General features: G+C 53.8%; 20 protein-coding genes. 9 read left to right on the top strand and 11 right to left on the bottom strand.

Annotated elements, in window-relative coordinates; translation table 11 throughout:
- Positions 1-50: 50 nt before the first annotated feature.
- Genes crcB through AINA4_RS07325 form a run of 3 tightly spaced genes read right to left on the bottom strand, consistent with a single transcriptional unit; the run spans position 51 to position 2,793 of the window.
- Positions 51-434, bottom strand: coding sequence for a fluoride efflux transporter CrcB (gene crcB / locus AINA4_RS07335; protein ID WP_281786765.1), 384 nt, complete (start codon positions 432-434; stop codon positions 51-53).
- Entirely contained in the window at positions 431-826 is a 396-nt protein-coding gene (locus tag AINA4_RS07330; protein WP_281786764.1) for a CrcB family protein, read from the bottom strand. The genes crcB and AINA4_RS07330 overlap by 4 nt, the downstream gene beginning before the upstream one ends.
- On the bottom strand, positions 823-2,793 hold the full coding sequence (locus AINA4_RS07325; protein ID WP_281787659.1) for an APC family permease: 1,971 nt from the start codon (positions 2,791-2,793) through the stop codon (positions 823-825). Before AINA4_RS07325 ends, AINA4_RS07330 begins: the two co-directional genes overlap by 4 nt.
- A gap of 188 nt (positions 2,794-2,981) precedes the next feature.
- On the opposite strand from AINA4_RS07325, the gene AINA4_RS07320 reads away from it, so the two are divergent.
- The 9 genes from AINA4_RS07320 (at position 2,982) to AINA4_RS07280 (ending at position 12,140) form a co-directional block, all read left to right on the top strand.
- Positions 2,982-6,164 (top strand): efflux RND transporter permease subunit, encoded by a 3,183-nt coding sequence (locus tag AINA4_RS07320; RefSeq protein ID WP_281787658.1) that lies wholly within the window; start codon positions 2,982-2,984, stop codon positions 6,162-6,164.
- Positions 6,165-6,193: 29 nt separating this feature from the next.
- The gene (locus tag AINA4_RS07315; protein WP_281786763.1) at positions 6,194-7,120 is read left to right on the top strand and encodes a DMT family transporter; all 927 of its coding nucleotides are present in this window, start codon (positions 6,194-6,196) and stop codon (positions 7,118-7,120) included.
- A gap of 36 nt (positions 7,121-7,156) precedes the next feature.
- Complete coding sequence (gene pyrE, locus AINA4_RS07310; protein WP_280798348.1) at positions 7,157-7,711, top strand: orotate phosphoribosyltransferase; 555 nt, start codon at positions 7,157-7,159, stop codon at positions 7,709-7,711.
- A gap of 2 nt (positions 7,712-7,713) precedes the next feature.
- Positions 7,714-8,352 (top strand): RNA methyltransferase, encoded by a 639-nt coding sequence (locus AINA4_RS07305; RefSeq protein ID WP_281786762.1) that lies wholly within the window; start codon positions 7,714-7,716, stop codon positions 8,350-8,352.
- Positions 8,353-8,354: 2 nt separating this feature from the next.
- Positions 8,355-8,981 carry a class I SAM-dependent methyltransferase gene (locus AINA4_RS07300; protein ID WP_281786761.1) on the top strand — a complete coding sequence of 209 codons (627 nt, stop codon included), beginning with the start codon at positions 8,355-8,357 and terminating at the stop codon, positions 8,979-8,981.
- 94 nt (positions 8,982-9,075) lie between these two features.
- Positions 9,076-10,362, top strand: coding sequence for an adenylosuccinate synthase (locus AINA4_RS07295; protein ID WP_114129558.1), 1,287 nt, complete (start codon positions 9,076-9,078; stop codon positions 10,360-10,362).
- Between the two features lie 81 nt (positions 10,363-10,443).
- Positions 10,444-11,358: a DMT family transporter gene (locus AINA4_RS07290; RefSeq protein WP_096383168.1), complete on the top strand. Its 915-nt coding sequence runs from the start codon at positions 10,444-10,446 to the stop codon at positions 11,356-11,358.
- Between the two features lie 24 nt (positions 11,359-11,382).
- A complete protein-coding gene (locus AINA4_RS07285; RefSeq protein WP_197702065.1) occupies positions 11,383-11,685 on the top strand; it encodes a chorismate mutase in 303 nt (100 codons plus the stop codon).
- Between the two features lie 2 nt (positions 11,686-11,687).
- The gene (locus tag AINA4_RS07280; protein WP_281786760.1) at positions 11,688-12,140 is read left to right on the top strand and encodes an HtaA domain-containing protein; all 453 of its coding nucleotides are present in this window, start codon (positions 11,688-11,690) and stop codon (positions 12,138-12,140) included.
- Positions 12,141-12,149: 9 nt separating this feature from the next.
- Here the strand turns inward: AINA4_RS07280 and AINA4_RS07275 are convergent, their stop codons facing one another.
- The 8 genes from AINA4_RS07275 to AINA4_RS07240 are packed head-to-tail and all read right to left on the bottom strand — an operon-like array spanning position 12,150 to position 19,247.
- On the bottom strand, positions 12,150-12,377 hold the full coding sequence (locus tag AINA4_RS07275; RefSeq protein WP_281786759.1) for a hypothetical protein: 228 nt from the start codon (positions 12,375-12,377) through the stop codon (positions 12,150-12,152).
- Entirely contained in the window at positions 12,378-13,214 is an 837-nt protein-coding gene (locus tag AINA4_RS07270) for an aldo/keto reductase (protein ID WP_281786758.1), read from the bottom strand. It lies immediately after the preceding gene.
- 15 nt (positions 13,215-13,229) lie between these two features.
- Complete coding sequence (gene purL / locus AINA4_RS07265; RefSeq protein ID WP_281786757.1) at positions 13,230-15,521, bottom strand: phosphoribosylformylglycinamidine synthase subunit PurL; 2,292 nt, start codon at positions 15,519-15,521, stop codon at positions 13,230-13,232.
- A 49-nt stretch (positions 15,522-15,570) separates the two neighbouring features.
- Entirely contained in the window at positions 15,571-16,062 is a 492-nt protein-coding gene (locus AINA4_RS07260) for a DUF3817 domain-containing protein (protein ID WP_281786756.1), read from the bottom strand.
- Positions 16,063-16,067: 5 nt separating this feature from the next.
- Positions 16,068-16,769, bottom strand: coding sequence for a phosphoribosylformylglycinamidine synthase subunit PurQ (gene purQ / locus AINA4_RS07255; RefSeq protein WP_281786755.1), 702 nt, complete (start codon positions 16,767-16,769; stop codon positions 16,068-16,070).
- Positions 16,769-17,017 (bottom strand): phosphoribosylformylglycinamidine synthase subunit PurS, encoded by a 249-nt coding sequence (gene purS / locus AINA4_RS07250; protein ID WP_096383182.1) that lies wholly within the window; start codon positions 17,015-17,017, stop codon positions 16,769-16,771. The genes purQ and purS overlap by 1 nt, the downstream gene beginning before the upstream one ends.
- Before the next feature lie 44 nt (positions 17,018-17,061).
- The gene (locus AINA4_RS07245; protein ID WP_281786754.1) at positions 17,062-18,312 is read right to left on the bottom strand and encodes an aminotransferase class V-fold PLP-dependent enzyme; all 1,251 of its coding nucleotides are present in this window, start codon (positions 18,310-18,312) and stop codon (positions 17,062-17,064) included.
- On the bottom strand, positions 18,309-19,247 hold the full coding sequence (locus AINA4_RS07240; RefSeq protein ID WP_281786753.1) for an amidohydrolase family protein: 939 nt from the start codon (positions 19,245-19,247) through the stop codon (positions 18,309-18,311). The genes AINA4_RS07245 and AINA4_RS07240 overlap by 4 nt, the downstream gene beginning before the upstream one ends.
- Between the last annotated feature and the right edge of the window lie 7 nt (positions 19,248-19,254).

Below are 19,254 nucleotides of genomic sequence, written 5' to 3'. Positions count from 1 at the left end.
ACCGGACACCAATGAAAAAATCTAGGCCGAGTCTAACATGAGCACGGCACTCATGAGCTGAGCGGACCACCAGCAATAACGTAGCCAGCCCCCACAGCCAATAAACCGGCTGCTGTTGAACCGACAATGTTCAGCCCCGCGATAAACCACTTCCCGGACTGCATTCTTTCCACGGACTCCACGGCAAAGGTGCTCATCGTGGTAAATCCTCCGCAGAAACCTGCTACCAGTATGAATCCCAATTCGGTTGAGAGCACTGTGTTGATCAATAGCGCAGTGAAAATACCAATGAGGAATGAGCCCACCACATTGATAATAAAAATTGCCAATGGGAAGCCTTCCTTCTTCGGGGGCAGCACAACCGTTGCGCCATAGCGCAGCCCAGCCCCGATCCCACCGGCAACAATCGCGAGAATAAATGAGAGCGCATTCATCGTCGAGCTCCCTTCTTGCGAGGGGTTCCCAGCCAGATTCCGAGCACTGCAGCAAAGAGGCTAGTCGCAATAGACAGCGCCAGGAATGCTGCGGTCATCATTGGATTCTGTATCAGCAAGGCCTGCAACATCACACCAGAGAATGTCGTGAAACCGCCGAGCAGGCCAGGCCCAATGCCTACCTTGAACCAGCGAGGAGTTTTCGGTTTGGCCCACAGGCCAGCAACCAAGAAACCTAAGGCGAATGAGCCCACAGCATTGATGAGCATCGTGCTAGCGAGCGAGAAAGTTGCAAAGACGAGACTGAGAATGATGTCCAACAGGATGCGTAATGCTGTACCCAGTGCACCACCAATGATGACGGGTATGAGATCTTTTTTTAGATCTTTCACTCAGTGTCAGTCTTTTCGCGCTTAGCCGGTGTCATCGGCTTACGTGCGGGGGGACGTACAGGTTCTCCACGACGTGATTGTCCGGGCACCGGACGAGAGCGGCGACCATAAATGAGGTCTGTGGAGTCGAGAAGCCAAGGCACGAGTGCGATAGTGACACCGTGCTCAAGCATGAGTTTCATTTTCAGGCGTCGCGCCTTGTGGTTGTGCAGAGCATGCTCCCACCAGTGGCCCACGATGTATTGAGGTAAATACACTGTCACGATTTCAGAACCGTGCTGAGCCCGGTGTTCACGAATGTGCTGAATCAGTGGCCAGCTCAGGTCGCGATAGGGCGAGCTAATGATGCGCAGCGGTAAGTGGATGTTTTGGCGTATCCAGTCCAGTTCAAGTCGAGCTGTTGCCACTTCGTTAATGGAGACGTGGACGGCTTCGATGGAATCATGACGGGCAGCAATCGCATAGTCGATTGCTTTGAGGATGGGCTTTTGCATCTTGCCCACCAGCACAATGGCGTGGTCACCCTTCGCGCCGAAGGTTGTGACAGCGTCAACTGCGACTTCCGCTTCAACGTCACGGTAGTAGCGATTCACACCAATCATGAGGGTGAAGAGAATCGGCATAGCCAAGAAGACAATCCAGGCTCCGTGGGTGAACTTTGTCACAGTCACAATGATGAGAACTGTCGCGGTGAACGTGGCCCCGGTGATGTTGATCAAGCGTGATCTTTTAATGCTTCCGGGGTTGTCCGGTTTTGTCTTGAGCAGTCTGGTCCAGTGCACAACCATGCCGGATTGGCCCAGTGTGAAGGACACGAAAACACCGATGATGTACAGCTGAATGAGCTGTGTGAGGTTGGCTTGGAAAACAACCAAAATGACAATGGCCGCCAAGCCCAAGGAAATAACACCGTTGGAGTAAATCAGGCGGTCCCCACGAGTTTCAAGAGACTTAGGTGCATATCCGTCGCGTGCCAGAACTGAACCCAATAGTGGGAATCCATTGAAAGCAGTATTTGCCGCAAGCAATAGCACTAAGGCGGTTCCAGCCTGAATGGCATAGAACAAGAATGTGTTGTTGCCGAAAGTAGCGGCGGCAATCTGTGCAATGAGGGATCTCTGCGGAGTTGTCTCACAGTTGGCAAAGCCAATGAGATGGCAGGCATCTTCGGCATAACGGACACCAGAGATGAAAGCCATGATGATCAGGCCGGCAAACAATGTGATGGCAATGGCTCCCATAATCACCAGTGTGGTCTGAGCGTTCTTAATCTTGGGAGCGCGGAAGGCAGGAACTCCGTTAGAAATAGCCTCAACACCGGTGAGCGCAGCACAACCGCTGGCAAAGGAGCGCAACAATAAGAGAACAAGCGCAGCTTGGGCTACATTCTCGCCCTGAACTAGATATTCAGAAGATTCAGCCACAGGGGGGTCGCCCATGATGGTTCGCACAATGCCGACCACAATCATGAAAAAGACGCTGGCTACGAAGAAGTAGGTCGGGAAAGCAAAGGCTTTACCTGATTCGCGAACACCACGCAGGTTGATGGCGGCCAGAATGATGACGAAGACAACGGCAAGAAGAACGCGTTCTGGAGCCAATTCGGGAATAGCGGAAATGATGTTGTCCACACCGGAGGCAACCGATACCGCAACGGTCATGACATAGTCAACGAGCAAAGCGGAAGCTACAACAACACCGGCCTTCTCGCCCAGGTTCTTGTGTGCAACTTCGTAGTCACCACCGCCTGATGGATAAGCCTTGATGAGTTGGCGATAACTGGCAATCACCACAATCATGAGCAAGATAACGCAGGCGGCAATCCACGGCGCAAAGCTGAGGAAGGCAAGTCCACCGATGAGCAGAATCATCAACAGTTCTTGAGGGGCGTATGCCACCGAAGAAAGTGGGTCACTGGCGAAGATGGGAAGGGCTATTCGCTTCTTGAGAAGTTCACCTTCCAGCATTGCTGTGGGGAGAGGGTCACCAATAATCCAGCGTTTTGGTGACTTTGATTCAGGAATAGAACCAGTGGGTGTTTCTTCAGGACTCACGAAAGGCTACTTTACGCCGATTCTTCCCACAGAGAACTCTCATTTGTTTAACGAAAAGTAGTGCCAGACTGAGACTTGTGTTTCTTTTAGCTAAAGCCAGTATGAAAAACCGCGCCCTCATTGCGCTGGTCACGGTCGTTGTTGCCATCTTTGGTGGTCTTGCACTGACCAATCTCAAGCAGGAATTAGCGCCAAGCGTTCAGTTCCCTCAGCTGGCTGTGCTCACTGTTTACCCCGGTGCTGCACCCGAAGTAGTCAACCAGGACGTCTCGAACCCGATTGAAACAGCAATTCAGGGTGTTCCGGGTATCGAAAACACCACAGCAACCTCAAGTACCAACCTGAGCCTGATTTCTGTCTCCTTTACATACGGAACAGACCTGATCATTTCTGAGCAAAAGATCAACCAGGCAATCAACCGCATCAAATCCCAGCTTCCGACCGATGTTGACCCGCAGGTCATCACCGGAAGCTTCAGTGATTTCCCTGTCATGCAGATTGCGGTCTCGAGTGATGTCAGCACACTCGAGCTAGCTGACCTGCTTCGCGCTTCCACACTTGGAGAAATCAAAGATGTTGAAGGCGTTCGTGACGCCGCTTTACTTGGTGCTCCAGAAAAGCGCGTCACGATCACTCCAGATTTCGGTGCGCTTCAAGCCCAGGGCCTCACCACAGCAGCTATCAAAGACACTCTTGATGCAAATGGTCTACTCATCCCCGCCGGTGAAATAACCGAGAATGACCAGACACTCTCTGTTCAAATTGGTGAACGCATTACCTCAACAGAAGAGATTGCGAATCTGCCGCTCGTGGGGGCCAAAGGTCCCGGTGTTGTCACTATTGGTGATGTCTCTACCGTTGAACTGACTAACGCGCCCGAAACAACGATTTCTCGCGTCAACGGCCAGCCAGCTCTGACGATTGCCGTTACTAAACTTCCCGGCGCGAACACGGTAGATGTCTCTCACGCAGTTAACGCTGTCATTCCTGAACTTCAGGCAAGCTTGGGAAATAACGCCACCTTTACTGTCGTCTTTGACCAGGCTCCCTACATTGAAAAATCCATCGAGTCATTGACGACCGAAGGTTTGTTGGGTCTGCTCTTCGCCGTTCTTGTGATTCTCGTCTTCCTCGTCTCAATTCGTTCGACCATAGTGACGGCAATCTCAATCCCTACCTCGGTCCTCATCACCTTCATTGGTCTGCAGGCGTCGAACTACACGCTCAACATCCTTACCCTGGGTGCGCTGACGATCGCAATCGGTCGTGTTGTGGATGACTCCATCGTGGTTATCGAAAACATCAAGCGTCGACTTGTTCCGGGAGTGGACCGGGCAGCAACTATTGTGGATGCAGTTCGAGAAGTGGCTGGTGCGATTACAGCTTCCACCGCAACGACCGTTGCTGTGTTCTTGCCTCTTGCCTTCGTGGGAGACATCACCGGCGAGCTGTTCCGCCCGTTCGCGCTGACAGTCACCATCGCGCTGGTAGCGTCACTGCTCGTTTCATTGACTATCGTTCCCGTGCTTGCCTACTGGTTCCTGCGCGCACCTTCCGAGACTGGCAAGCGTGCTGCCAAAGCTAAAGAAGCTGAGCTCGCTGGCGAAGAAAAGCCAGGCTGGCTGCAAAAGGGGTACCTGCCGATTATCAACTGGACCCTCAAGCACAGTGTTGTCACGATTATTCTTGCTGTCCTTGTCCTCGTTGGCACCGGCGCAATTCTGCCGCTGATGAAAACTAACTTCCTTGGATCCTCCGGTCAGAACACGTTCACTGTGACCGAATCCATAAAGCCCGGAACCAGCCTGGAAGCGCAGGATGCGATGGCTGCCGATGTTGAAGGCGCTTTGCTCGACACCAAGGGCGTCGAAATTGTCCAGGTCTCTATTGGTTCTTCCGGAAACGCACTCCGTGACGCCTTTGTCGGCGGTGGAGATACCGCTATCACATACTCAGTAACCACCGTTGAAGGTGGCGACCAGCAGAAGATTCAAGAAGATGCCCGTATCGCTGTCGAGAAGGTAGCCGACAAGGACACCATCACTATTGGTTCTTCGGGCGGGTTTGGTGCCAGCAGCGATATTGAAGTCAACATCACTGCTCCGAACCAAGCAGATTTGGAAAAGGCTGCTGCCGAGGTTCAGAAGACCATGACGGCGTTGCCCGAAGCAAAGCAAGTCACCAGTAATCTGACCGAAGCTCGCCCTTACATTGCTGTGACCGTGAAGCGAACAGAAGCAGCTGAGGCTGGCTTCTCAGAGGTTGCACTCGCAGGCTACGTTGCTCAAGCGATGCGACCCACCACCATCGGAACGGTGGTGATTGAGGGAACTACTCTCGATATCTACATCGCTTCTGAAGATCCACCTGCAACCGAAGCTGAACTTGCTGCACTTGTTATTCCCACCGCGCAGGGTCCAGTTCCTTTGGACACCTTGGCCACCGTTGAGGTCAAAGATGGTCCCGCCACGGTCACCACAGTAAAGGGACAGCGCAGTGCTACCGTCACCATCACACCCAATAGTGAAGACCTCGGCACTGCAACTGCTGCTGTCAACAGAGCACTGACCGATCTCAACCTTCCAGCTGGTGCCTCAGCAAAGATTGGCGGCGTGAGCGCCGACCAGGCTTCCGCGTTTAGCTCGCTGGGTATTGCACTGCTTGTCGCCATCCTCGTGGTCTACATCATCATGGTGGCAACTTTTGGTTCCTTGCTTCAGCCAATGTTGCTTCTGATTTCAGTTCCCTTCGCGGCAACAGGCGCCATTGGCCTGCAGGTCATTACCGGTGTTCCACTGGGTGTCCCCTCCTTCATTGGTTTGCTGATGCTGGTGGGAATCGTGGTTACAAATGCCATCGTGCTCATCGACTTGGTCAACCAGTATCGGGCTAAGGGTCTGCCAGTTCGAGAGGCTCTCACTGAGGGTTCGACTCGTCGTTTGCGTCCAATCTTGATGACGGCATTGGCCACCATCTTTGCTTTGATTCCTATGGCTGTGGGTATCACCGGCTCCGGTGGATTCATTTCCCAGCCTTTGGCCATCGTGGTAATTGGTGGATTGATTTCTTCGACCGCGCTGACCTTGATTGTTCTTCCCACCATCTACAACTTGGTTGAAGGTGGTCGCGAGAAGCGTAAAGCAAAGCGTGCAGAGAAGAAGCAGGCCAAGGCAGGAACTCCTGCACCACCTGCGTCATCCTCAGAACCTGTCTTTGAAACGTTAGTCATTGACGACGATGGTGATGATGATTCACCGATTCGACGCCGTCGCTCAAATTCTTAGACCGGCTGGCTCCTAGCTAGGCTGGAGGGATGACAACCTCCCGCCTCGCTGTGTGGTCACTGATCTCAGTGGCAGCGATGTGGGGTATCGCCTTTGTGGTGATGAAACCCGCTATCGAGCAGCAGCCATTCTTTGACTTCTTGGCGATCAGGTTCACGATAGCCGCTGGAATCATGCTGGCCATCAAACCCAAGGTTGTACTGGCCCTCAAGGGCAAAATGCTTGCAGTTGGCGCGGGTTTAGGGATCGTGTTAGGTCTTGCCTACATCACGCAAACCATCGCCTTAGAAATGACCACTGCTGCAATCACAGGCTTCCTCACGGGAACATATGTTGTGCTAACGCCTATTTTGGGCTGGATTATTTTCCGCCGCAAGGTCGGAATCAAGGTTGCCCTCGGTGCCGTGTTGGCACTGATTGGTTTAGGACTGATTTCCATTACCGGGGTAACTATTGAGGTTGGCCAAATTTGGGGAATTATTTGTGCGGTGCTTTACGCCCTGCACATTGTAGGTCTGGGTAAATTCAGTTCTGGTCTGGATTCCTATGCACTGACCTTTGCTCAACTGCTGTTTGTGGCAGTGGTGTGCTGGATTGGTGCTCTTCCAGATGGCTACCAAGCACCCCCCACTGTTGATGTGTGGATGGCTGTCCTCTTCACGGCAATCTTTGCCACCGTCATCGGCTTCTTTGTTCAAACCTGGGCGCAAGCACAAATGGAACCAGCCCGCGTGGCCATCATCCTCACCTTAGAAGTGGTGTTCACCGCGGTGGTCTCCGTTGCTGTGGGGCAAGAAGTATTGGCACTCAAAACCATCATTGGTGGAGCCTTCATGGTTGCCGCCATGGTCATCGTGGAATGGCCAACTAAAGGCAAAAAGGAACACATCGCAGGAACACCCAGTGATGATGATGATGACGAGGACATCGTTCCACTCGAGCCTCTGCCTCACTAGGCAAAGCGGCCAAGTACTGGCCGATAAACTGTGAGCATGACTTCTGCACGCGAACAACTCATCAACTTCATCAAAGAAGAAGCCGTGTTTCACGGTGACTTCACGCTGACAAGCGGCAAGAAGGCAACCTACTACGTCGACATGCGCAAGATCTCGCTCGATCACCGCGTTGCCCCACTGATTGGGCAGGTCATGTTGGACGTGCTGGCTCAAATTCCCGATGTTGATGCCGTGGGTGGCCTCACCATGGGTGCAGACCCCATCGCGACAGCTGTCCTGCACCAGGGTGCTGCCCGCGGACTAACCTATGACGCTTTTGTTGTCCGCAAAGAACCCAAAGACCACGGACGTGGTCGCCAGGTTGAAGGCCCCGACCTCACAGGTAAGCGAGTAGTCGTTCTTGAGGACACCTCCACCACCGGAGGCTCGCCACTGAAAGCCATTGAAGCACTCGAGAAGGTTGGCGCTGAGGTTGCCGGTGTTGCTGTAGTGGTCGACCGTGCAACTGACGCACGTCAACGTATTGAAACAGCCGGATACCCCTACTTCTATGCAATCGGTCTTGAGGACCTCGGGCTTGAGCCTCAGTAACTGTGACAGAACTTCCTGACTCTCCCACGCATGAGCTCAGCACCTCGGGTGTGGGGCCATGGATTGGCGAGCTCCCTGAGGAGCCTTGGTATGACCCAGAGCTTCTAGAAAAGGGCGATACCCGAAACGTTATTGACCGCTATCGCTATTGGAAGATGGAAGCGATCGTCGCAGACCTCGACGAGAAGCGTCATCCCTTCCATGTAGCCATTGAGAACTGGCAACACGATATGAACATTGGTTCCATCGTGCGTTCGGCTAATGCCTTTGGCGCAGACACCGTCCACATTGTGGGGCGGAAGCGCTGGAACAAGCGCGGAGCAATGGTCACAGACCGCTATCAACACGTTCTGTATCACGACACTGTCGCAGACCTCGTGGCCTGGACTACTGAGCATGAACTTCCCATCTTGGCCATCGATAACGTTCCTGGCTGCGTCAAGATCGAGACCTATGCTCTGCCCGAGCGCTGCCTGTTTCTGTTCGGCCAAGAAGGCCCGGGTCTTTCTGCTGAGGCAATTGATGCGGCCGAAGCAGTGATTGAGATCACCCAGTTCGGATCAACTCGTTCAATCAACGCTAGTGCTGCAGCTGCGGTCACTATGCACTCCTGGATCATGCAGCACGTGAAGTTTGATTAGAAATGACTACCCGGAACTCTCCTGAAGCTTGGGATCAGCGCTATGCCGAGTCGGAGATGGTGTGGTCATTAGAACCGAACGAGTTCGTCGTCGAATATCTCTCTGATCTTCCGGCTGGAAAGATGCTCGACCTTGGTGGCGGAGAGGGCCGCAATGCCCTGTGGTTTGCCAGCCGTGGCTGGCATGTTGAGAACTCAGATTTTTCGGCAGTAGCGGTCACTAAATTCCTGCAGCGTGCTGAACGTGAAGGTCTCTTTGAACTGTGCACAGGAACAACAGTGGATGCGACCCACCCTGAGTCCTGCGTCACCAAGCCAGTAGATCTGGCCGTGATGGCCTATCTCCAGATTCCTGCAGCAGACCTCGCTGCCGCGATAGCCTCGGCAGCGCACAGCCTGCGCCCAGGTGGCACATTGTTTGGTGTGTGGCATGCCCGAGAAAACCTTGAATATGGCTTTGGGGGACCACCAAGCCCTGAGCTCAACCCCACACAGGATGAACTTCGCGCTGCCTGTGAAGCGGTGGGTATGAACATAGAAACCCTCACCCTACGTGAGCGCTACTTTGTGAGCGGCGACCAGCAGCGTAAGGCGATCGATGCGGTGCTACTGGCCACTGCCGCTGCATAAGTAACCGCAAGAAATAGGCATTGCTGAGCCGGTAGAATGAATTACTGGCAGGTCGCAGTCGCGCTCGCCGAACAAAGGACGAGGGGATATCGTCATGCCAGCAATCGTGTTGATTGGTGCCCAGTGGGGCGATGAAGGTAAAGGTAAAGCTACCGACCTTCTCGCAGAGCGCATCGACTACGTGGTCAAGTTCAACGGCGGAAACAACGCCGGTCACACCGTTGTTATTGGTGACGAGAAGTACGCCCTCCACCTTCTTCCTTCTGGCATTCTCACCCCCGGTGTTACTCCCGTGATTGCTAACGGTGTTGTTATTGACATCTCTGTTCTCTTTGCTGAGTTGGACGCCCTCAACTCGCGCGGTATCGACACCTCAAAGTTGCGTGTGAGTGCCAACGCCCACGTCATCACTGACTACCACCGCACCTTGGATAAGGTCACTGAGCGCTTCTTAGGCAAGCGACAAATTGGTACTACCGGCCGAGGCATTGGTCCCACATACGCCGACAAGATTAACCGTGTTGGTATTCGTATCCAAGACATCTTTGACGAAGGCATTCTGCGTCAAAAGGTTGAAGCAGCTTTAGATATCAAGAACCACCTGCTCGCCAAGATCTATAACCGTCGCGCCATCTCTGCTGACGCTGTGATTGAAGAACTTCTTTCCTACCGTGAGCGCCTTGCGCCCATGGTTGCTGATACTGCTCTAGAACTCAACCAGGCTCTCGAAGCTGACAAGGTTGTTCTTTTTGAAGGTGGCCAGGCAACCATGCTGGACATCGATCACGGAACGTATCCTTTCGTAACCTCGTCGAACGCCACCGCAGGTGGCGCTTCGACTGGATCCGGTATTGGGCCCAACAAGTTCGAGCGCGTGATTGCTGTCATCAAGGCTTACACAACTCGTGTCGGTGCTGGTCCGTTTCCCACGGAACTCTTTGATGCCGATGGTGAATTCTTGCGTGCCAAGGGCTTCGAGTTTGGAACCACCACGGGACGCCCTCGTCGCTGCGGTTGGTACGACGCTCCCATTGCTCGTTACACCGCTCGCATCAACGGTGTGACCGACTTTGTCTTAACAAAACTGGATGTTCTCACTGGCCTCGAGAAGATTCCTGTGTGTGTGGCCTATGACGTTGATGGTGTTCGCCACGACGAAGTTCCTGTCAACCAGACAGACTTCCACCACGCAAAGCCCATCTTGGAATACTTCCCCGGCTGGAGCGAAGACATCACCGGTGCACGAAAGTTCAGTGATCTTCCAAAGAACGCTCAAGACTACGTCACTGCTCTGGAAGCTATGAGCGGTGCTCGTTTCTCCGCTATTGGCGTTGGCCCTGCACGTGATGCCATCATCGTGCAGCACGACCTGGTCGGCTAAGAACTCTGTCTGGCCGGCTGGCCAGTTTGGACATATCGTTCATGCCTGAATGAGCTTGTTCAGGGCTAGGCTGAAGAGGTTATGACGACTTCAGCCACCAACTTCAAGCGCGGCCAATCTCCGGCACTTATTGCCTTCAAGTTTGTGGCGTTGGCGCTGTTGTGGGGTTCGAGTTTCTTCTTCATCAAGATCGCCCTAGACACTCTGAGCTGGGGGCAGGTTGCGTGGGCACGCGTGGTTGCCGGCGGCATATTCATGCTTGTCTTTTGGTTGATTAGTCGTGAAAAACTCCCCAAGGACATCAAACTCTGGGGCCACATCACCGTCGCCGGAATCATCGGTATTGGTATTCCCTTCATCTTCTTCCCGTGGGCTGAGCAGTACATCACCTCTGCCGTTGCCACCATTTACAACGGCCTTACCCCGATCATGACCGCCATCATTGCTGTTTATGTGTTGCGGGTTGAGAACTTCAACCGCAATCAAGCAGTTGGTGTGCTCGTTGGTTTAGCAGGGCTTGTCGTGGTTATCGCGCCCTGGACTATCACTGACCTGGGTGGAAGTTTCTGGGGCCAGATTGCGGCACTGAGCGCGGCTGTGATGTATGGATTCTCGGGAACCTATCTCAAGAAGTATGTGTTCCCCAGCGGTGTCTCCGCCAAAGCTATCTCCATCATTGAGGTTGGTGCAGCAGCATTGTTCATCCTTCTGCTCACACCATTTCTTGCAACCGGCCCGGTCACTATCGACTGGAGCACCGTCATAGCCATTTCGATTATCGGATTTGGTGGAACCGGCCTGGCATATTTGTGGTTCAACGATGTGCTCGAATCTTGGGGCCCAACCCGTGCTTCCTCAGTAACTTACGTGATGCCCATTGTTGGCATCATGCTTGGTGTTGTTTTCTTGGGCGAAACTCTGCACTGGTATGAACCAGTTGGTGGCGCCATCGTTATCGCTGGTGTACTCATCATGCGCAGGCAAGCTCAGAAGTAATCAGTCCTGCGCTACCCTGAATCTATGGCGCAGAACGACATGACCCCTGAGGTCGCAGCAGAGCTTGCAGGTATTCGAGAGAGCATCGACAACATTGATGCTGCACTGATTCACATGCTCGCTGAACGCTTTAAGTTCACTCAGAAGGTCGGAACTCTCAAAGCAGCCAACAATCTTCCGCCATCGGACCCCGAGCGTGAAGCACGTCAGGTTGCCAGACTGCGCGCACTTGCTGAAGAAGCCAACCTCGATCCCACCTTTGCAGAAAAGTGGTTCCACTTCGTTGTGGAAGAAGTTATTCATCACCACGTGCAAGCTCGAGGCTAAGTATGTCTGACTACCAGCTCCAGTGGGGCATCAAGGATTCTTTGTTAGGTTATCTGCGTGGCATTGAGGATGGCCTCATCGAAGCAGATTCTCCTGCTGTGTTTGAGGGCAATCTTTTCACTTTTAGTGAAGATGGTGCTGCGTCGAACTTTGACGCTGACACGGCAACAGGCACACTGCAATTTCTCGGAACCGCCAAGCTCAGTGGCCACTGGGGCATGATGAACATCGTGCTCAAGAACCCTCTCGTCGAGCTTCAGAATGGTGTGGGAACTCTCTTGATAGCGCAGGGAGGAATCCTCTCCCCTGAAACGTTTGTTCCCTTTGTCAAGATTGAACGCATCGGCGATAGCAATGAATATCGCACCACTCTCACTGCTGAAGGACGTTTAGTCCTCGGCGAGCAATATCAGGTTGGTCAGGAACTCAACAGTCTGGCGATCAAAACTCTGTAAGAGCAGTTACTACTTGGATTGATCCAAATCCGAAGCTTCGTTGAGATTTTGCATGCCTGTTTTACCAATGAGATTCTCCTGGTAAGACTCGGCTGCTGCTACGACAGGTTCTGTGGCAGTTCTGATTCGTTTACCCTTCTTTGCTCGCGTAAATCGGATCAAAATTCCTACCGCAATTGCACCCCAAAAAGCAGCAATGAGTATTGGTAATACAAGCTCCACAATTTGCCCAACCACTTAAAAGTCAGCAGTCCTGGGGTCTGGACCAATACGGCTGTCTGTGTTCAGAGTCTTGATAGCTGCAAGATCGTCCTGATCAAGTTCAAAACCGAACACGTCAATGTTCGATTGAATTCGTGACGTCGTCACAGATTTCGGAATCACAATACGTCCGGACTGAACGTGCCAACGAATAATCACTTGTGCAGTGCTGACGTTGTGCTTGAGGGCAATCGAGCTCAACACAGCATCCTCGAGTGCTTGCCCCTGTCCCAACGGTGACCAAGCCTCAGTCAGAATCCCATGCCTTGCATCAATTTCAGAGAGCGACTCCTGCTGCAAATAGGGGTGAAGTTCAATCTGGTTGACTGCAGGAGTTACTCCCGTAGCCGAAATAATCTCAGTGAGGTGTTCCTCTTCAAAGTTGGATACACCGATGGACTTCACAAGACCTTTCTCGCGCATCTCGATGAGGGTTTCCCATGCAGCTAGAAAGTTGCCCCTCCATGGTGAAGGCCAGTGGATCAGATACAGATCAACATATTCGAGTCCCATAAGATCAAGGCTTTTGTGAAGGGCTGGCCAGGCAGCATCAGGAGCTTGGTCTGTGTTCCACAGTTTGGTTGTGACAAAAATCTCCTCGCGTGGCAAAGCTGAGGCCTTCAGCGCAGCACCAACTCCGCGTTCGTTCTGATAGATGGCTGCCGTGTCGATGTGTCGGTAACCTGCCTCAAGTGCGTCTACGACAGAGTGTTCTGCTACGTCGTCTTCGACTTTGAAAACGCCATAGCCAATCTGAGGAATGACCAATCCGTCATTCATTACAAGGCGGGGGCCGCCTACGTGGTCAGTCATGATTACTCCAGATGGTTAGCCAAAGTATTTTGGCAGGGTCTCGTTACTGCGTTGTCTAATTTCCTCGACAGAGACTTCGAACAGTCCTTGAACGTCAAGCTTGGCATCTGCCCCACCTTGGTCGGTAACACCGATACGCAAAACAGGGTAGTTGCGTGCTTCACACAGTCCTAAGAATCGAACGTCGTCTTCGCGAGGAACAGAAACAATCACACGACCTGTTGATTCAGAGAACAGCGCAGTAGCGGCGTCAACACCGTCACGCTCGATGATTTCATCGAGCCAGACGCGAGCACCAACACCAAAGCGCATCACAGACTCCGCCAATGCCTGCCCCAGACCACCATCACTGAGGTCGTGGGCAGAAAGAATCAAGCTCTCGATAGCAGCACCTTGCAGGAGATCCGCCAACTCTTTTTCTTGAGCCAGGTCAACAACAGGTGGAACACCACCGAGGTGGTTGTGGATGGTGCCAGCCCAGGCCGAACCATCAAGTTCGGTGCGGGTGTAACCCAGGAGGTAGATGTTGTTGCCTTCGTCCTGCCATGCGGAAGGAATACGACGGGCAACATCGTCAATGACACCCAGCACTCCCACAACTGGAGTGGGGTGGATGGGGGCATCACCGGTCTGGTTATAGAAGGAGACGTTTCCACCCGTGACAGGGATCTCGAGCTCCAAACACCCATCTGCCAGACCAGCTACAGCTTGCTTGAACTGCCACATCACTTCGGGGTTCTCGGGAGAGCCAAAGTTGAGGCAGTCAGTGACAGCTGCAGGAACAGCACCGGAGACAGCAACGTTGCGGTAGGCCTCTGCGAGAGCTAGACGAGCACCGTTATAGGGGTCAAGCTGGCAGTAGCGACCGTTGGCATCGGTGGCGATAGCAAAGCCAAGGCCAGACTCTTCATCGACGCGAATCATGCCGGCGTCGTCAGGGAAGCTCAGTGCCGTGTTACCCATCACGAAGTAGTCATATTGGGTGGTGATGAGTGACTTGTCCGCCAGGTTGGGGCTGGCAACAAGCTTCAAGAACTGGTCCTTCAGCTCTGCACCTGTTGTGGGACGAGTCAGCTTGTCAGCTGAATCAGCCTGCAGTGCATCAATCCATGCGGGGTAAGTAACGGGACGTTCATAGACGGGACCGTCAATAGCGACGGTGCGAGGGTCCACGTTCACGATTTCTTCGCCACCGTGGTGGATCACGAGGCGACCGGTGTCGGTCACTTCACCGAGAACACTGGTTTCCACATCCCACTTGTTGACGACAGCCATGAATTGATCCAGCAGCTCAGGCTTGACCACAGCCATCATGCGCTCCTGGCTCTCTGACATGAGGATTTCTTCCGCGGTGAGGGTGGGGTCGCGCAGGAGAACATTGTCGAGTTCAACAAACATGCCACCGTCACCATTAGAAGCAAGTTCGCTTGTTGCACAGGAAATACCAGCAGCACCGAGGTCTTGAATACCTTCAACGAGGCCTTCACGGTATAGCTCAAGACAGCACTCGATGAGCACCTTCTCAGCGAAGGGGTCACCAACTTGAACTGCAGGACGCTTGGTTGGTCCGGTGGAATCGAAGGAGTCAGAGGCAAGAATCGATGCGCCACCAATACCGTCTCCACCGGTGCGTGCACCGAAGAGAACAATCTTGTTGCCCACACCAGAAGCGTTAGCGAGGTGAAGGTCTTCGTGACGCAGCACACCAACAGAAAGCGCGTTTACGAGCGGGTTGCCCTGGTAGCAAGAGTCGAAGTAGGTCTCGCCACCAATGTTGGGAAGACCAAGGCAGTTCCCATAGAAGCTAATACCTCCGACAACACCGTGGAGTACACGAGGAGTGTCAGGGTGGTCAATGGCACCAAAACGTAACTGGTCCATCACTGCCACGGGACGTGCACCCATCGAGATGATGTCACGGACGATTCCACCCACACCTGTGGCAGCGCCCTGGAAGGGCTCGATGTAGCTGGGGTGGTTGTGGCTTTCTACTTTGAAGGTGACAGCCCAGCCCTCTCCGACATCGACAACACCGGCGTTCTCGCCCATGCCGACCATGAGCTTTTCTTTCATCTTCTCGCTGACCTTCTGGCCAAACTGGCGAAGGTAAATCTTCGAAGATTTGTAAGAGCAGTGTTCACTCCACATCACCGAATACATCGCCAGCTCACCAGAGGTGGGACGGCGTCCGAGGATTTCACGAATCTTGGCGTACTCGTCATCCTTGAGACCAAGGGCGCCGTAGGGCTGAACCTTGTCGGGTGTTGCGATGGCGTTCTCTACGGTGTCGGCGACGTGGTTGCTCACGCGTGAAGTCCCTTCATGTGGGTGGGAAAAGTGAGAGTGCTCATTATCTTTAGCGTCCCCCGGGAGGACCGATGATGAGCAAAGTTGTGAAGACGGCGACAATCGCTAGAACAATGACCAGTATCAACAAAATCGGGTGGTTCAAGAACCAACGGAAAAGTCGATCCAACGGACGGGCATCACGAGGATCGTCCGTTGCCTCACGGCGCCAGGGCCCTTCGAGTGCTCCGCGCTTGGCTTGAACAAGTTCGAAAGGGATAGTGGCATAGGGCAAGATCGCGGTAATCACGGCAAGCAAACCCATCCAGAATCCCCAGCGCTGGTTGAAGGCGATGAGGATGGAGGTTGCGCCATAGGCAATAAAGACGAAACCGTGCAGGCCACCGATGGTGGTGAATAAGGTTTGGTCAATGCCGGTGGTGGCTCGCAAGATCAAGCCAGTGATCAACAGTGTCCAGGTGCATGCTTCCGCAATGGCAAGTACAAAGTAGAGCTTGCGGGGAGTAAATCCCGGGGCGTGTGCTGTGTTTACTGCGTTCACGAGGCTTATGCCTTGGACAGGATGGTGCTTTGGATGACGGAGGTAAAGAATTTGAGCCCATCCAGTCCTGAGCGCATTGCTACCGCGGTGTCGGGGCCAAAGCCTGGCTCCACTGCGTGCTCGGGGTGAGGCATCAAACCAACCACGTTGCCAGCTTCGTTTGAAACACCGGCAATGTCATCGATGGAACCGTTGGGGTTCACGCCGACATAGCGGAAGGTCACCTGACCGTTGTCTTCGATGCGCTTGATGGTGTCAGCGTCAGCGACGAAACGACCGTCTGCGTTCTTCAGCGGAATGATGATTTCTTCACCCTGGGCGAAGTCTTTCGTCCACGCTGTGTTGTTGTTCTCCACGATGAGCTTTTGATCGCGGCGAACGAAAGTCTGGCAGTCATTGCGGGTGTGAGCACCGGGAACCAAGCGAGCTTCAGCAAGCATCTGGAATCCGTTACAAATACCGAGCACGGGCATACCCTTGTGAGCTGCATCGATGACTTCAGCCATGATGGGGGCGTGACTGGCAATTGAACCTGCACGCAGATAGTCGCCGTAGCTGAAACCGCCGGGAAGAATGATGGCTTCCACGCCCTCAAGGTCATGCGCTCCGTGCCACAGGGCAACAGGTGTTCCACCCGCGAGCTTTACCGCACGCTGCGCGTCACGCTCATCGAGTGAGCCGGGGAAGGTAATAACTCCGACGCGCATTACTTGGCCTCGGAGATGCTGACGACATCTTCGATGACCGAGTTCGAGAGGATGTCCTCTGCGATGGTCTTGACGGCCTCAAGAGTTTCAGCGGTGACGGGACCGTCAACGGTGAGCTCGAAGCGCTTTCCGATGCGAACACCGGTGAATTGGTTGTGACCTAGGCGGGTAAGAGCGCCAGCGACTGCCTTGCCCTGTGGGTCAAGAATTTCAGCCTTGGGCATTACCTCGACAACGATGGTGGGCATGGGGGCGACTCCAGCGATTTCGCGAGTAAGGGATTACCTCAATCCTATCGGAGGGAGAGCAGTGTCTCCTTGACCTTCTCCATGCCGAGGAAGACTTCGTGGAAAGAAGTTGTCAGCGGCGACAATCCGATGCGTAATCCGTGCGGATCACGGTAGTCGGGAATGATGTCTTCCTTCCACAGCAACGCATTTATGTCACGCATGTGGGGGTGGTTCAACGTGACATGGCCACCACGCTGGGCGGGGTCGCGTGGCGTTGCCACGGTCACCCCCATTGGCGCTAGCACTTCGTCGGTGTAGTCGATGACGAACTGTGTCAGCAGCAGGGACTTAGCACGAATTGCTTCAATGCTGACTTCTCCGATGAGTTCAACAGGGTCAATCATGGCCTGCATACCCACGACGGGAGTGGTGCCGGTTATGAAGCGGCGCAGGTCGTTCTCAGGGTCATAGCCAGGACCCATCAGAAACATGTTCTTGGTTCCCCACCAACCCTGAATGGGCTGTTCAATCTTGGTCTGTAGGTCTTTGCGCACATACGCCCAGGCAGGAGCACCCGGGCCGCCGCAGAGGTACTTATACGAACAGCCCACGGCGATGTCGACATTCCACTTATCTAGTTCGACTACGACAGAACCCACCGAGTGGCTCAGGTCCCACACAATCAATGCGCCAGCGTCGTGGGTGATCTTTGTGATTGCAGGAGCATCCGCCATAAAGCCGGAGCGGTAGGCAACATGGCTGAGAAGCACCAGAGCGGTGTTGGAGTTCACGACAGCAGCAACTTGTTCAGGCGTGACGCCGGCAGAGGTGTCAGCCTCAATCCACACCAGAGTCATGTTGAGTTCGTCAGCGATACCTTCGAGAAGGTAGCGATCGGTTGGGAAGTTATCGGTATCGAGCACGATCTCGATGCGACCTGGGCGTGCGGCAATGGCAGCTCGCGCCATCTTGTAGAGAAGCACACTCGTTGAGTCACCTACAAAGGTTTGACCAGGTGCAGCACCGAGAGCAGCAGCACCAATCTTGTTACCGAGTTCGAGTGGTAGGTTCAACCACTGCTCGTCCCAGCTTCGAATAAGGCGTGTTCCCCAGTCATGACGAAGGAAGGCTTCAATGCGGTCAAAGCTGGCGCTCATGGGGCGGCCCAGAGAGTTGCCATCGAAGTAGGCCAGAGGCATACCGGGAGTTGAAGACTGTGTTGCCTCATCGGTGCCAAAGAACTTCGCGCGGTGGGCAGCTAAAGGATCAGCTGCATCGAGCTCTTCAGCACGTGTTTCAAAACTTGTCATCATGACTCCACTTCAGTGTTTTCGACGATACGCGCAGAACACAGCCAGGTGCTGAAATCTGCACAGGTGTTGTCTGACATCTCAGAGATAAAACTTGACCGGGAAACAGGAGTTGATCTCCACCACGAACTCAGGGAGTGAACAATCTGTTCGTGGCTCATTCCACTGAGTTCCAGAGCAGCGAGTTCTCGGGCATTGATGCCTAACGGCAGCGCCCCATTGCCTAAATCGGTGCCATAGAAGACCGTTCCGCCAGCAGCAACGAACCTGCGCAGGTTCTCCAATACCACATCAAAGGCGGGGGTGTGGTCGCCATAGCCATGAATGTCGAGGGTGCTCATCCAGCCCAAATTGTTCTGTGCAGCGTGAACAATCAGATCATCGGTGAGTACCTCAGAGAAAGGAGTGTGTGCGAGAACAACTTTGCCTGCGCGAAGTGCGCGTTCTGCTTGCCCGTGTCCCTCAGCATGAATAACAGCAGGCAGACCAGCATCTTCTGCCGCAGCAACAAGTTCAGCGAGAACCTCATCTGTGTGAACAGGGCCAGCATCCGTATTAAGTGTGATCTTGATAGCGCTCGAGCCAGATGCAACCTGTTCAGCAACCGCGTCTCTGGCGTTCTCAACGAATACCGTTGCTCCTGCAGGTGCCCAGGACCGGTCGGAAGGGTAACCGCCCTCGGCCGCGAGGAAGTTTCCAGCGAAGTCAACATCGAGTCCAGGGATAGTGTGTGCCCAAATTTGCAGCTCAGGCGTTGACCATCCCAGATCGAGCACGCGACCAATTCCTCCGGGAAGAAGAAGTTCAGGCTCGATGAGTCCTAAGTGAACGTGGGCATCACCAAATAAGGGAAACAATGTTCCGCGCTCGCCGGATGCCAGGCGCACAGAAACCCCAACCCCATAGGGGTTGCCAGGTTTCTGTGAAGCAGAGCTCATGAAGGAG

The sequence above is a fragment of the Aurantimicrobium sp. INA4 genome, from assembly GCF_027924525.1.
GTDB lineage: Bacteria > Actinomycetota > Actinomycetes > Actinomycetales > Microbacteriaceae > Aurantimicrobium.
This window is presented reverse-complemented; position numbering and strand designations above follow the sequence as displayed.